Source organism: Marinobacter sp. R17 (assembly GCF_003789045.1).
GTDB lineage: Bacteria > Pseudomonadota > Gammaproteobacteria > Pseudomonadales > Oleiphilaceae > Marinobacter_A > Marinobacter_A mangrovi.
The window spans coordinates 1-14563 of sequence record NZ_RHGZ01000004.1; the positions used below are offsets into that span (position 1 = coordinate 1).

Consider the following 14563-nt stretch of genomic DNA (forward strand, 5'->3'; position numbering starts at 1 on the left):
CCTGATACCTCCGGATCCACTTGTACGCCGTCTTGCGACTGATGCCGTATCCGCGGGCCAGGTCGCTCACACCATGCTCGCTCCGCAGCCAGTCTGCGATGAACTGCATCTTAAGATCCATTACACAAGTCTCTCTCCAGGGCATGGGCGCATCCTCCTTGCCCATACCGTAACTTGTGTCACCCATGTTCCCGGTTTGAGGTGTTACCTATGTTGCCGGTTTGCACACTCCAAACCTCTCTCCCTCGAGGGGAGAGAGGCTTCTTGGGCCTCTCACTCAGGGATCTACCTCGAGGGCGGCGGAAGCGATGGCCTCCATGGGTTTCTGACTCCCAACGCCTATTCCGCCCGCACATGGTGCACTATCTAACCAACTGACCCGAAACGGCTCTGTCACCTCGCACGCTGCCGAACCCGGGTTCACAGTAACCATCTGATGTTAAAAGAAATTAAAATCTGGCACGCCTAATGCTTAGTATTAAGTGACGATTACGCGTACTGAATCGGCTCAGTACCTCACGAGGGTGTTTCAAAAGCGTCGCGAGCGACGGCCAGACAAGGCGAAAATTAACGAAAGAGCGCAGTTTACGGGTTGTAAATGAGCATCTTGAGGCGATTTTCAACGCCGTATGGCCGAGCGCAGTAGCTTTTGCTCCACCCTCACACAGTTTGACTACAGACGATGACGATCTGCAGGCATTGGCGCCTGCCCCCGGCGACGGGGGTGGGCGTTTTTTTATGCCCAAAGGAAAAGATGACATAGGAGAGACGCATGGCGAGCCGTATCCTGACAGCAACCTTTGCTGCCGTATTGGGGCTGACACAATCCGTGACCGCATTCGGTGACGAGATCGGTCCCCCGGAAAAACCCGACCTCAAGCTGGGCTTTATCAAACTCACCGATATGGCCCCACTGGCTGTCGCCTGGGAAAACGGCTACTTCATGGATGAAGGCCTGTTCGTGGAACTGGAAGCCCAGGCCAACTGGAAAGTCCTGCTCGACCGGGTCATCACCGGTGAACTGGACGGTGCCCACATGCTGGCGGGCCAACCGCTGGGGGCCACCATTGGCTACGGCACCCAGGCCAACATCATCACCGCCTTCAGCATGGACCTGAACGGCAACGGCATCACGGTGTCCGACGGCGTCTGGGACCAGATGAAGCCGAACATTCCGACCAACGCCGACGGCAAACCCCAGCACCCGATCAGCGCCTCCGCGCTCAAGCCGGTCGTCGAGAAACAGCGCAACGCCGGCGAGCCGTTCAAGATGGGCATGGTGTTCCCGGTGTCGACCCACAACTACGAGCTGCGCTACTGGCTCGCAGCCGGCGGCCTGAACCCCGGGTATTACGCGCCGCAGAACGGCGACACCAGTGGCACCCTGCAGGCGGACGTGCAACTGTCCGTCACCCCGCCGCCGCAGATGCCCTCGACGCTGGAAGCCGGCACCATCCAGGGCTACTGCGTGGGTGAACCGTGGAACCAGCAGGCCGTGTTCAAAGGCATTGGCGTGCCGGTGATCACCGACTATGAGATCTGGCCCAACAACCCGGAGAAGGTCTTCGGCGTGACCGAGCAATGGGCCGAGAAATACCCCAACACCCATCTGCACCTGCTGCGTGCCCTGATCCGCGCCGCCTACTGGCTGGACGAGAACAACAACGCCAATCGTGAAGCCGCGGTGAAGATGTTGGCCCGACCCAATTACGTCGGTGCGGACGAAGAAGTCATCGCTAACTCCATGACCGGCACCTTCGAATACGAGAAAGGCGACGTGCGTGAAGTGCCCGACTTCAACGTCTTCTTCCGCTACTTCGCCACCTACCCGTACCCGTCGGATGCCATCTGGTACCTGACCCAGATGCGCCGTTGGGGCCAGATTCCGGAACAGAAGTCGGACGGCTGGTACATGGACATCGCCAAGAAAGTCTATCGCGCGGATATCTATGAGGAAGCCGCCAAGTCCCTGATCGCCGACGGCACGCTGCCGGCCAGCGCGTTCCCGGATTTCGACAAGGAAAACTTCACCCGCCCGCACGAGGGTGAATTCATCGACGGTGTGGCGTTCGATCCGAAACAGCCCAACGCCTATATCGACAGCTTCCCCATCGGACTTAAAGGCAAGGAGACCCCGTAACCGGGTCCCGGGAGACAAACCATGAGCACGCTAACGTCCACCAATCCACTGCTGCAGCTGATCCGACGCCGCTATCCGGACGTCACCGGCAAGGCACTGCTGCAGTCGGTGACCCTGCCGGTGCTGGGCATCGCGTTATTCCTGATTGCCTGGCAACTGGTCGCGCCCCAGATCAACACGTCGCTGGGCAATTTCCCGACCCCGGCCAACGTTTATGAACAGGCCGGTCAGTTGTGGCAGGAACACCAGAACGAACAGGATCGGGCGGACCGCTACGTCGAGATGCAGGAGAAGCGCAACGCGCGCATCCTTGCCGACAACCCGGATGCAGAAACCCGAATCCGGCCATATCCCGGGGCACCGACGTTCATCGACCAGATCTTCACCAGCCTGAAGACCGTGCTGGCCGGGTTCTTCCTGGCCACGATCATCGCGGTGCCGCTGGGGATCATGATCGGGCTCAATCGCTACTTCGCGGCAGCGGCCAACCCGATCATCCAGATCTTCAAACCGGTCTCGCCGCTGGCCTGGCTGCCGCTGGTGACCATGGTGGTCTCCGCCACTTACGTGAGTGACGACCCGATGTTCGAGAAGTCGTTCATCACCTCGATGGTTACCGTCACCCTGTGCAGCCTCTGGCCCACACTGATCAACACCGCCACGGGCGTGGCCCAGGTCAATCCGGATCTGGTGAACGTTTCCAAGGTGCTGCGCCTGCCGTTCTGGACCCACGCCCGCAAGGTGGTCCTGCCGGCGGCGGTGCCGATGATCTTCACCGGCCTGCGGGTTTCTCTGGGCATCGCGTGGATGGTGCTGATTGCCGCCGAAATGCTGGCCCAGAATCCCGGTCTGGGGAAATTCGTCTGGGACGAATTCCAGAACGGCAGCAGCGACTCCCTGAGCCGCATCATGGTGGCCGTGCTGGCCATCGGCTTCATCGGCTATGTGCTGGACCGGATCATGCTGATGATCCAGCGCAAAGTCGCCTGGGACGAATAAACACGGACTCTCGAGGAGACCGACCATGAGTAAATCGCATCTTGAACTCACCGGCGTCAGCATGAGCTTCGACACCCCCCAGGGTCCGTTCCAGGCGCTGGACACCATCAACCTGAAAATCCGCAAGGGCGAGTTCGTCTCGCTGATCGGCCACTCCGGCTGCGGCAAGTCCACGGTCCTGAACATCGTCGCTGGCCTGCTGCAGGCCAGCCAGGGCGGCTGCGTGCTCGACGGCCACGAGGTCAACACGCCGGGCCCCGAGCGGGCGGTAGTGTTCCAGAACCACGCCCTGATGCCCTGGCTGACCGTCTACGAGAACGTGGAGCTGGCCGTGCGTCAGGTTTTCCGCAAGACCATGACCAAGCGTGAGCGAACGGACTGGATCCTGCACAACCTGGAGCTGGTCAACATGGCCCACGCCCGGGACAAGCGCCCCGGCGAGATTTCCGGCGGCATGGCCCAGCGGGTCGGCATCGCCCGAGCCCTGTCCATGCGCCCCAGCGTCCTGCTGATGGACGAACCCTTCGGCGCGCTGGACGCCCTGACCCGCGCCCACCTGCAGGATGCCCTGATGGAAATCCAGCAGGATCTGAACAGCACGGTCATCATGATCACCCACGACGTGGACGAGGCGGTGCTGCTGTCGGACCGCATCGTGATGATGACCAACGGCCCGGCGGCCACCGTGGGCGAAGAACTGACCATCGACCTGCCACGCCCGCGCAACCGGGTCACCCTGGCGGATGACGACCAGTACGTTCACTACCGCCAGGCCGTGCTGCGCTTCCTGTACGAAAAGCAGCGTTTCCCGGGAAAGGGCAGCACACCGGAGACGGTGAAGACGGCCGAAGAAACGAGCGAAGCCGCGGAGTCGCCGATGGCCACCCCCGACCCGGTGTCGGCGGAACCGGTGAAGGCCGAAAAGCCGGTGGCCACGGCGGAGCATCACTGATCGTTTTTAGTGCATTTTCAACCCATCACGAACCAGTGCTGGGCAACCGAAAGAGGATGGAGAGAGCCGAAAAGCCGGTAACCGATTGTTTTTAAAGCCACACCAATACTGGCACGGTTATCGCTTTATATAGATCAGGACGACTTGCCCGATCAGGGATTGATCGGACCATCAAACATCGTTGTTGGCACTGACGCCGGACCATCGCTCTCCGCAAGGAGAAGATGCTCCGGCTTTTTTTGTTGGCGGAAAAAGGTCAGGAACCCATGGCAGAACGCACATTACTGGTGGTTGGACACGGCATGGTGGCCCAGCGTTTGCTGGAGCGACTGGTGGCCAGTGCCGATCATCCGTACACAAGCATCGACGTGCTGAGCGCCGAAGCCGTGCCCGCCTACAACCGGGTACTGCTGTCCTCGGTGCTGGCCGGCGACGCGAGTCTGGACGCCATCACCCTGCAACCACTGGACTGGTTCCGTGCCCACCGGATCCGCCTGCACCCGGACACCCGGGTGACCCGGCTGGACGCCAACGCAAAGCAGGTAACCGCCGAGGATGGCCGCACCTTCGGGTACGACGACCTGGTGATCGCCACCGGCGCACGGCCCTCGTCGCTGTCGCTCCCGGGGGAATCCCTGGAAGGCGTGGTGACCTTCCGCGACATCCGCGACACCGAGCAGCTGCTGGCCATGAGCGCTCATTACCGTCGTGCCGTCGTCATCGGTGGCGGCTTCCTGGGGCTGGAAGCCGCGGAAGGGCTGAGCCAGCAGGGCATGGCGGTCACCGTGATTCATCGCAGCCCCCACCTGCTCAACCGCCAGCTTGACCCCACCGCCGGGGAACTGCTCGGCGAGGCGCTGGAAGCCCGCGGCATTCACTGCATCACCGGCGAATCCCCGCGCAGCCTGGTGGGCCAGCGCCGGGTTCGGGCGGTGGAGCTGTCGAACGAAACCCTCGTCAGCACCGACCTGGTGGTCCTGGCCGCCGGCATTACGCCCAACGCCGAACTGGCCCGCGATGCCGGTCTGGACTGTGACCGGGGCATCCATATCGATCACCAGCTGCAAACGAGCGCGGACAACGTCTACGCCCTCGGCGAATGTTGCCAGTTGGGTGAGCACACCTTCGGGCTGGTGGAGCCGGGCTACCAGCAGGCCGAGATCCTGGCGGGCGTCCTATGCGGCGACGCCGAGCGGTTCGAGCCGAGCGATGTTGCCACCCGGCTCAAGATCAGCGGCATCCCCATTTTCTCCTGCGGCCAGGCCAGGCCCGGCCCGGACACCGAATCCGTGATCTGGCAGGACCACGAATCCGCCCGTTACTGCCACCTCCTGCTGCGGGATAACCGCCTGGCGGGCGCCGTCCTGTTTGGCGAGACCCAGGATGGCCCGTGGTATTTCGACCAACTTCAGCAACAGCGGGACCTGTCGGCCTACCGGCAGCAACTCGCTTTTGGCGCCGCTTACTGCGACGCCTGACGGACAGACAGAGAGAGAGACAGACCATGGCAAACAAAACATTGATCGTGATCGGGAATGGCATGGTTGGCCATCACTTTCTCGAACAGTTTGCAGAGACGCCCGCCGCCGCGGACTACGATATCCACGTGTTCGGCGAGGAACCGCTGATCGCCTACGACCGGGTTCATCTGTCCGAGTATTTCGGCGGTTCCACCCACGCCGACCTGGCGCTGGGTACCACCGAGGACTACGCCGCCAAAGGCCTGACCCTGCACCTGGACGAGCCGGTGACCGAACTGGACCGGGATAACCGCAAAGTCCTGACCCCCAAGGGGGAATACACCTACGACGCGGTGGTGCTGGCGACCGGTTCCTACCCGTTCGTGCCGCCCATCGACGGCCACGACCGGGACCACTGCCTGGTCTACCGCACCCTGGCGGACCTGGATGCCATTCGCGCCAGCGCCGAAGGCAGGAAAACCGGCGTCGTCGTTGGCGGCGGCCTGCTGGGACTCGAAGCGGCCAACGCCCTCAAGAGCCTGGGCCTGGAAGCCCACGTGGTGGAATTCGCCCCGCGCCTGATGCCGGTGCAGCTGGACGCCGACGGCGGCGCGCTGCTCAAGCGCAAGATCGAGGAATTGGGCGTTCAGGTGCACACCGAGAAGGCCACTACCGCTATCGTGCCGGGGGAGGAAGCCCGTCTGCGCATGAACTTCTCCGACGACACGCACCTGGAAACCGACCTGATCGTGTTCTCCGCCGGCATCCGCCCGCAGGACACCCTGGCCCGGTCCAGCGGCCTCGAGATCGGCGAGCGCGGCGGTATCGTCATCGACGACCAGTGCACCACGTCCGACCCGCAGGTGTTCGCGATCGGTGAGTGCGCGCTGTGGGACAACCGCATCTTTGGCCTGGTGGCCCCGGGCTACACCATGGCCCGCACGCTGGCGGCGCGCCTGAACCAGGACGCGGAAGCCGGCTTCCGTGGCGCCGACATGAGCACCAAGCTCAAGCTGCTGGGCGTGGATGTGGGCTCGATTGGTGACGCCCACGGTGCCACGCCGGGCGCCCGCAACATCCGCATCAACGACGAGCAGGCCGGCACCTACGGCCGCCTGGTGATCAGCGAAGACGGCAAGAAACTGCTGGGTGCCATCCTGGTGGGCGACAACGGGCCCTACGACACGCTGCTGCAATACGCGCTGAACGGCATCGACCTGCCCAAGAACCCGGAAAGCCTGATCCTGCCAGTCTCCGAGGGCGGCGCCCCGGCACTGGGCCCGGATGCGCTGCCGGAGACGGCCTCGATCTGCTCGTGCCACAACGTCAGCAAGGGCGACATCTGCGGCGCCATCGACGCCGGCTGCACGGACCTCGGCGCGGTGAAGGGCGAGACCAAGGCCAGCACCGGCTGCGGCGGCTGCGCGGCCCTGCTCAAATCCGTGGTGGACAACGAGCTGGAAAAACGCGGCGTGGAGGTCAGCAAGGACATCTGCGAACACTTCCCCTACAGCCGCCAGGAGCTGTTCCACCTGGTGAAGGTCAACGGCATCCGCACCTTCCACAGTCTGATCAAGCAGCACGGCAAGGGCCACGGTTGCGATATCTGTAAACCGGCGGTCGCCTCGATCCTGGCCACCTGCTGGAACGAGCACATCATGGCCACCGACCACGTGCCCCTGCAGGACACCAACGACACCTTCATGGCCAACATGCAGAAGAACGGCACCTACTCCATCGTGCCGCGCATCCCGGGCGGTGAAATCACCCCGGACAAGCTGATCGTGCTGGGTGAAGTGGCCAAGGAATACAACCTCTACACCAAGATCACCGGCGGCCAGCGGGTGGACCTGTTCGGCGCCACGCTCAGCGAGTTGCCGGAGATCTGGGAAAAACTGATCGCCGCCGGCTTCGAGACCGGCCACGCCTACGGCAAGTCGGTGCGCACGGTGAAATCCTGCGTCGGCAGCACCTGGTGCCGCTACGGCGTGCAGGACAGCGTGGGCATGGCCATCCGGCTGGAGGAGCGCTACAAGGGCCTGCGCTCCCCGCACAAGCTCAAGTTCGCCGTGTCCGGCTGTACCCGGGAATGCGCCGAGGCCCAGAGCAAGGACATCGGCGTGATTGCCACCGAGAACGGTTGGAACCTCTACGTCTGCGGCAACGGCGGCATGCGCCCACGCCACGCCGACCTGTTCGCCACCGACCTGTCCGACGACGAACTGATCCGCACCATCGACCGAGTGCTGATGTTCTATGTGCGCACCGCCGACCGCCTGCAGCGCACCAGCGTCTGGCTGGAGAACCTGGAAGGCGGCCTGGACTACCTGAAAGAGGTCGTGCTGGACGACAGCCTCGGCCTGGGCGAGGAACTGGAAGCCCACATGCAGGGCATCATCGGCACCTACCAGTGCGAGTGGAAGACCACCGTGGAGGATCCGGAGAAGCGCAAGCGCTTCCGCGAATTCGTCAACGCGCCGGAGAAGAAAGACCCGGTACAGCACTGGACCACCGAACGCGACCAGCGCCGCCCGCTGGCCAAAGCCGACATCGCCTGAGATCGATCTTCGGCCAGCATTTTATGGAAGGAGCAAACACCATGACTGCACACAACAACTGGGAAGCCGTCTGCACGGTGGACGATCTGGTGCCGGAGTCCGGCATCGCGGTCTGGACCGAAGCCGGTCCGGTGGCGGTGTTCTACCTGCCGCATCACCTGCCGGCCCTGTTCGCCATCAGCCACACCGACCCGTTCAGCGGCGCCAACGTGCTGGCCCGGGGCATTACCGGCGATCTGAAAGGGGAACCGGTGGTGGCGTCGCCGCTGTACAAGCAGCACTTCAGCCTGCGCACCGGGATCTGCATGGAAGACGAATCCGTGCGGGTGAAGGCCTATCCGGTATTGCTGGACGGCGACCGGGTGCGCCTGAAGGTGCCGGCGTCCCAGCGCCGGACCACCGCCGCCTGATGCCCGTTGCCGCCGCTACAGCCAGCGGCGGCGGCGAAAGTACCAGACCAGGGCCCCGGTCATGACGAGCATGACGCCCCACACCAGGGGGTAGCCGTAGCGGGCGTACAGTTCCGGCATCGCCCAGGGGTTGTCCGGGTTCCCGAAGTTCATACCGTAGACGCCAACGATGAAGGTCAACGGTATGAAGATGGTGGCGATGATGGTCAGCACCCGCATGGTGTCGTTCGTCCGGTTACTGATCGCCGACAGGTACAGGTCCAGCATGCTGGTGGCCATGTCCCGGAAGCTTTCCAGCAGCTCGATGATCTGCACGCTGTGGTCCATGCAGTCCCGCAGGTACACCAGGGTCTCCGGCTTGATTCGATGGTCCTCGGTCCGCATGGCGCTGGCGATCATCTCGCGCTGGGGCCAGAGTATCCGCCGCATGAGCAACAGCTCCCGCTTCAGGCGGTGGATGGCCGCCAGCGTCTGCCGGTCCGGATGTGCCAGCAACTCGCTTTCCAGGACTTCCAGATCGTCGCCGAACGACTCGAGGACGGGAAAACCGGAATCGACGACGAAGTCGAGCAGCGCGTAGAGCAGGTAGTCGATACCCCGGGAGGTAAACCGCCGGCCGTTCGGCTGGCGTATCCGTTTGCGGATGGGATCGAACGGGTCCGCGGCCAGCGGACAGAAGCAGATCAGGTAATTCTCGCCCACAAACAGGCTGATCTGGACTATTTCCAGACTGCCGTCGTTCAGTCGAGGGAAGGCCGCGGTGACGAAGAGCTGCTGGTCGTACGACTCGATCTTTGGCCGCTGGCCCGCGTTGAGGACATCCTCCAGGGCGAGATCATGCAGACCGAACAGGTCCCCGAACTGGCGCAAGGTATCCGGGCCGACGGCGCCGTTGATCTGCACCCAGGTCTTGGAGTCGCGTTCCAGGTAGCGGACGCAATCCTGCACGGCGTCCAGATCCAGCTCCTCGACGCCTTCCTCGGTGTAGTCCGTCAGATGCATCGACAGGGGCGCTGTCGTTGCCGGACTCCGCTGGACCAGCGTGCCCGGCGCCGTGCCCGGTTCGTGGTAATGCTTGCGAAAGTAGCTCATCGCGCTGACCGCCTCCGTTCGGTTACCGGAACATCGACCACGAATCAGTCCATGATGGACGCGTTCTTCACCGAGATCTGGTCGTTCAGCGTCCAGAAGTCATAGAGCACCCCCAGACCGCACAGTCCCAGGGTCAGCAGGTAGATCACACCGGTGATCCACTTGCCCATGTACATGCGATGAACACCGAACGCTCCCAAGAAGGTGAGCAGCAGCCAGGCGATGTTGTAGCTGGTATCGCCGCCGCGAAAGCGGAAATCGGCTTCCCGGTCCATCGACGGAATCAGGAACAGGTCGATGATCCAGCCGATGAAGAACAGACCCAGGGTGAAAAACCAGATGGTCCCGGTGACCGGCTTGCCGTAGTAGAAACGGTGCGACCCCAGGAACCCGAAAATCCAGAGCAGATAGCCAAACAGCTTGCTGTGCGTGTCCGTCTGCGGCATGCGTGCCTCTCCAGCCAGATGAGGTGTCTCGATCAGTCACACTTGCAGACCGGGGCTCAGGGCCCGAGTTCCGGCGCCGGGTCCGGCCCGTCCTCGCGGAATTCGCTCGCCGACTTGCCGGTCCACTTGCGGAAAGCGCGACTGAAGTTTGAAAGATCAGCATAACCCAGCTCGTAGGCAATTTCGCTAATCGATTGATTCGTGTAGCGCAGCAGCTGGATGGCGCGATCCTTGAGGACCGCTTCGACAATTTCACGGTAGGTGGTCTCCCGATCCGCCAGCCGGCGTTTCAGGGTGCGCGACGACACGCAGAAGCGCTCCGCCATGTCCTCCAGGGACGGCAGCGGGCCGGGCATCACGTGCAGCATGTTGCGGATGGCGATGACGATGTCCCCTTGTTCTTTCAGGGCTTTCTGCAATTCAAATTCACACTGGCTGCGCGCCATATCCGACGCATCGGCGTCCGCCAGGCGCATGCGGATATCCAGGAAACGCTTGGGGAAAATCAGCATCTCCGAATCCGCGCTGTAATCGAAACGGATCGGCAACTGATGCGCGAAATCCCGGTAGTAGGCGGGCTCCGGGCAGGACAAGCGCGCCGAGACGCCGGGCAGCTTGCCATTGCGCAATTCGAACCCCAGCTCCTCGCCGCTGGCGTGGTCCACCAGCTGTTCCGCCAGCAACACCAGCGTCGCCATCACGGTTTCCGCCAGGAAGTGATAGAGCGAAGGCACTTCGAATTCTGCTTTCAGCTGGACCAGCACGTGCTCGCCGGTGTCCCGCATGATCATACTCAGGAACGGCGCCCGCAGCTGCAGGTAACGACGCACGGAATCCAGCGCGCCGCCGACGGTTGGGCTGGTCAGTGCCGCAAAGCCCAGGGTGCCGTGGATGGTGACCCGCAGTTCCCGGGCCAGCGCAAAGCTCAGCCCCTTTTGACCGGCCAGCGCCACCGCGCGATCGGCCATGATCACGGCGTCGGTCACAAACACCCGGCTGTCGGCCGCCTGCAGATCGGTCTTTGAAAAGCTGAGCCCTTCGTACAGAGGCCGGTCGTCAAACCCCAGGCGCTTGACGGTATCCCCCAGGACACGCAAATACACGCCGGGCAACAGGAACAGCCCCAGCATCTGGCGCTCTCGATCCGGACTCACCTTGGCCATCCTGTTTCCTTCTTCGATTGACTCGGGGGGACACGGCCCATGGCGGGCCGACGGCATAGGTCGATGCTACCAGATGCACCGACCCCCCACTATTTGGCGTAGCGCCCGAAAATCCTGTCGTTCTGGTCAATTCAGGCCCGCAAAAACGCCCGTGTGTCCCATCATCCACGACGGCCGTCCCGTTTGCGCATGGCCGAAATCGCTTGCACCCCACAGACTGGCCCCATGACATCGCGGCTTGCGTCATTCACCACCATCACCGACGCAAGTCTGAGCCATGAGCGCCCCGACGTTTGGCGCATAGGAGGATCCATGCTGAGAACAGCGATCGCAAACAAAAAGGCAGCCGTCCGTAAACCCGACCATGTGGACATCAAACCCCAGCGCATGGGTTTCGAGTTCGGTGACCAGGTACCCCGTTACTGGCTCGACAACAGCCCGTTCCTGAGCCACATGATGAACGCGCTGTCGGTCCTGTTCCCCCAGGGCGAACAGTTCTTCGTCGATTCCGTCCGCTACTACCGGGACCAGATCACCGATCCGGCCCTGAAGAAAGAAGTCGCCGGCTTTATCGGCCAGGAAGCCATGCACTCGCTGGAACACATCGCCATGAACCAGCACGTGCGCGACCAAGACATGCCGGTGGAAGACATGGAACACCACCTGCGCATACTGCTGGACGGTTTCGGCAAGCGCCTGCCCAAGCGCCACCAGCTGGCCATCACCTGTGCCCTGGAGCACATGACCGCCATGATGGCCGACATGCTGCTCGAGCGTGACGACGTGCGCGAAGACATGCACGAAACCATGCGCCCGCTGTGGGTCTGGCACGCCATCGAGGAAACCGAGCACAAGGCGGTGACCTACGACGTGTTCCAGGAAGTGGGCGGCACCTACCTGGAGCGCTCGTTCTACCAGATCCTGAGCACCGCGCTGCTGGGCGTGATGACTACCTACTTCACCGCCCGCATGATGTGGAACGACAAGCGCGGCTTCTCACTGAAAGACGTGGGTAAAGGGATGTGGCGCATGTGGGGCACCGATGGCGTCTTTTCCAGCCTGATCCCCACCTGGATGGAATACTTCAAGCCCGGTTTCCATCCCTGGGAGCACGACAACAGCGAGCTGATCGCCCGCTTCAAGTCCGAGGTGGCCGAGTACATCGCGCCGCAATACCGCAACGGTAACCGCCGGACGCTGCAGTAATTCGAAGTCCTTGCCTGCCCGTTCGAGCCCGCCTTTGAGCGGGCTTTTTTGTGGGGGCATGGTCGAGATGTTCGGGATGACATCGGTTGTCCTGTGGACAGCTCCGAAGCTGAAGCGCCGGCTACATTCAAGAAGCCACCCCCAAACATGTAGCAGATGCTTCAGCTTCTGAGGCGCCGCCAGGTGCCCATCATTCACTCCAAGGTCCTGATCGCTGTCCGCGCACCATGGACGTTCTGCACGAGGCCCGATCGAAACCAATGGAGGCCATCGCTGGAGCAGAGGACAGGACGTCCTCGTCACATAAGCGGCCAGGGACGGCCCTCTTAGGTGACGGAAGCGATGGCCTCCATTGGTTTCAGACTCCCAAGGTCATTGCCACCTCCACTGAACCCACCCTCATTTTTCGATTGCTCTACGACAAAGGTTCATTTGACAGAAACCCGCTTTGGGTGAAGGTTTAAGGTTCGTCCGGATTGAATCGGATCATGCCAACAGGAGGGAGTCGAATATGAAACGTCTGCTAATGCTGGTCGGCGATTATGTCGAGGATTATGAAGTGATGGTGCCGTTCCAGGCGCTGATGGCGGTGGGCTACGAAGTCCATGCCGTGTGCCCGGACAAGAAGTCCGGCGAGACCGTCCGCACCGCCATCCATGATTTTGAAGGCGACCAGACCTACTCGGAAAAACCCGGCCACAACTTTGCGCTGAACGCCACCTTTGCGGCCATCAATCCATCGGACTATGACGGACTGGTGGTTCCAGGCGGTCGGGCGCCGGAATACCTGCGCCTGAATGAGGACGTGCTGAAAGTGGTACGGCACTTCTTCGAAACCAACAAACCGGTCGCCGCCATCTGTCACGGCGCCCAGCTGCTGGCAGCCGCGGGCGTACTGGAAGGCCGGGACTGCTCTGCCTATCCCGCCTGCGCGCCGGAAGTCACCGGTGCCGGCGGCCAGTATCAGTCCATCGAGGTGAACGAAGCCCACGTGGACGGCAACCTGGTCACGGCGCCAGCCTGGCCGGCGCATCCGGCGTGGATCGCCAAGTTCCTGGAGGTCATGGGCGCGAAGATTACATTGTAATGCACCAGGACCTGACCAGGCCGGGTGAACGCTCACCCGGCCTGTATTGAGTGCCGATCAGACGTACAGGTTCTTGCGCGAGAAGCGTGCGACCAGCGGCTGGTAGGCGGCGCCAAGGGCACGGTTGAGCACTTCGATACCCCAGGCGTCCGGTCCCACCAGAATGCGGGACTCGTCCTTTTCGATTCCGCGCACGATGATGTTCGCCGCCTTTTCCGGCGTGGTCATCGCCAGCTTGTCAAAGCCGCTGCGCTGGGCTTCGGCATTCTCCGACTTGCCCATGCGCGCGGCCCGGGCAATGTTGGTCTTGATGCCGCCCGGGTGCACGCAGCTGACGGTCACCGGCTGGTTCTCCAGCGCCATCTCCTGGCGCAGGGCTTCGGTGAAGCCGCGCACCGCAAACTTGGCGGCGTTGTAGGCACTCTGCTTGGGCACCCCAATCAGACCGAAAACACTGGAAATGTTGACCACATGCCCATCGCCGGAGTTGATCAGGTGCGGCAGGAACGCTCGCGTCCCGTGGGCCACGCCCCAGAAATCAATATCCATGATCCACTTGAAATCCTCGTCGGTCATCTCGCGGACCGACGCCGACAGGGCCACGCCGGCGTTGTTGATCACCAGATTCACCTGGCCGAAATCCCGGGCCACTTCCTCGGCGTGGGCGTAGATGGCATCCCGGTCGGACACATCCAGCAGATAGGTTTTGACTTCCACCGCACTGCAGGCGGCTGCGGTTTCCTTCAGGCCCGCCTCGTTCACGTCGGACAGGGCCAGGCGGCAGCCGCGGCTGGCCAGCTTGGCCGCCAGGGCCCGGCCAATGCCGGAGCCGGCGCCAGTCACAACGGCGACTTTATTCTGGAGTTCTTTCATCGGGTCATCCTCAGATTGGAGGGGGTGTCTGTGACAGGCCGACTTGCTGTGCGCCGACCGAATTAAAGCATTTACTTTAAATAGCACTTTATCAGCCGACGTCCACCTGAGAATGGCAGTAAAGGATGAAAACCCGGGCAATACGGCCACCACCGGGCATTGCCCCGGGCCTGATAG

13 protein-coding genes are annotated in these 14563 nt (G+C 62.4%); 8 read left to right on the forward strand and 5 right to left on the reverse strand.

Annotation, left to right across the window (positions count from 1 at the left end):
* On the reverse strand, nucleotides 1-187 hold a 187-nt coding region (locus EB809_RS21235; RefSeq protein WP_317848697.1), incomplete at its 3' end, for a helix-turn-helix domain-containing protein.
* A 585-nt stretch (nucleotides 188-772) separates the two neighbouring features.
* Here EB809_RS21235 and EB809_RS04195 point away from each other — a divergent pair.
* The 6 genes from EB809_RS04195 (at nucleotide 773) to nirD (ending at nucleotide 8519) form a co-directional block, all read left to right on the forward strand.
* Nucleotides 773-2140, forward strand: a complete 1368-nt coding sequence (locus tag EB809_RS04195; protein ID WP_123633566.1) for a CmpA/NrtA family ABC transporter substrate-binding protein — start codon at nucleotides 773-775, stop codon at nucleotides 2138-2140.
* A gap of 21 nt (nucleotides 2141-2161) precedes the next feature.
* Nucleotides 2162-3139, forward strand: coding sequence for an ABC transporter permease (locus tag EB809_RS04200; protein ID WP_123633567.1), 978 nt, complete (start codon nucleotides 2162-2164; stop codon nucleotides 3137-3139).
* 25 nt (nucleotides 3140-3164) lie between these two features.
* The gene (locus tag EB809_RS04205) at nucleotides 3165-4091 is read left to right on the forward strand and encodes an ABC transporter ATP-binding protein (RefSeq protein ID WP_123633568.1); all 927 of its coding nucleotides are present in this window, start codon (nucleotides 3165-3167) and stop codon (nucleotides 4089-4091) included.
* A 266-nt stretch (nucleotides 4092-4357) separates the two neighbouring features.
* Complete coding sequence (locus EB809_RS04210) at nucleotides 4358-5569, forward strand: NAD(P)/FAD-dependent oxidoreductase (protein ID WP_123633569.1); 1212 nt, start codon at nucleotides 4358-4360, stop codon at nucleotides 5567-5569.
* A 26-nt stretch (nucleotides 5570-5595) separates the two neighbouring features.
* Entirely contained in the window at nucleotides 5596-8109 is a 2514-nt protein-coding gene (nirB, locus tag EB809_RS04215; protein ID WP_123633570.1) for a nitrite reductase large subunit NirB, read from the forward strand.
* Nucleotides 8110-8150: 41 nt separating this feature from the next.
* Complete coding sequence (gene nirD / locus EB809_RS04220) at nucleotides 8151-8519, forward strand: nitrite reductase small subunit NirD (protein ID WP_123633571.1); 369 nt, start codon at nucleotides 8151-8153, stop codon at nucleotides 8517-8519.
* A 15-nt stretch (nucleotides 8520-8534) separates the two neighbouring features.
* Here the strand turns inward: nirD and corA are convergent, their stop codons facing one another.
* The 3 genes from corA to EB809_RS04235 are packed head-to-tail and all read right to left on the reverse strand — an operon-like array spanning nucleotide 8535 to nucleotide 11220.
* Complete coding sequence (gene corA, locus EB809_RS04225) at nucleotides 8535-9611, reverse strand: magnesium/cobalt transporter CorA (protein ID WP_123633572.1); 1077 nt, start codon at nucleotides 9609-9611, stop codon at nucleotides 8535-8537.
* 44 nt (nucleotides 9612-9655) lie between these two features.
* Complete coding sequence (locus EB809_RS04230) at nucleotides 9656-10057, reverse strand: NINE protein (protein ID WP_123633573.1); 402 nt, start codon at nucleotides 10055-10057, stop codon at nucleotides 9656-9658.
* Nucleotides 10058-10113: 56 nt separating this feature from the next.
* Entirely contained in the window at nucleotides 10114-11220 is a 1107-nt protein-coding gene (locus EB809_RS04235) for a helix-turn-helix transcriptional regulator (RefSeq protein ID WP_123633574.1), read from the reverse strand.
* Between the two features lie 312 nt (nucleotides 11221-11532).
* Here EB809_RS04235 and EB809_RS04240 point away from each other — a divergent pair, with 312 nt between their 5' ends.
* Both EB809_RS04240 and EB809_RS04245 read left to right on the forward strand, forming a co-directional pair.
* Nucleotides 11533-12426, forward strand: coding sequence for a metal-dependent hydrolase (locus EB809_RS04240; RefSeq protein WP_123633575.1), 894 nt, complete (start codon nucleotides 11533-11535; stop codon nucleotides 12424-12426).
* Between the two features lie 511 nt (nucleotides 12427-12937).
* Nucleotides 12938-13513: a DJ-1/PfpI family protein gene (locus EB809_RS04245; RefSeq protein WP_123633576.1), complete on the forward strand. Its 576-nt coding sequence runs from the start codon at nucleotides 12938-12940 to the stop codon at nucleotides 13511-13513.
* A gap of 57 nt (nucleotides 13514-13570) precedes the next feature.
* Here EB809_RS04245 and EB809_RS04250 read toward each other — a convergent pair whose 3' ends face one another.
* The gene (locus EB809_RS04250) at nucleotides 13571-14386 is read right to left on the reverse strand and encodes an SDR family NAD(P)-dependent oxidoreductase (RefSeq protein WP_123633577.1); all 816 of its coding nucleotides are present in this window, start codon (nucleotides 14384-14386) and stop codon (nucleotides 13571-13573) included.
* Between the last annotated feature and the right edge of the window lie 177 nt (nucleotides 14387-14563).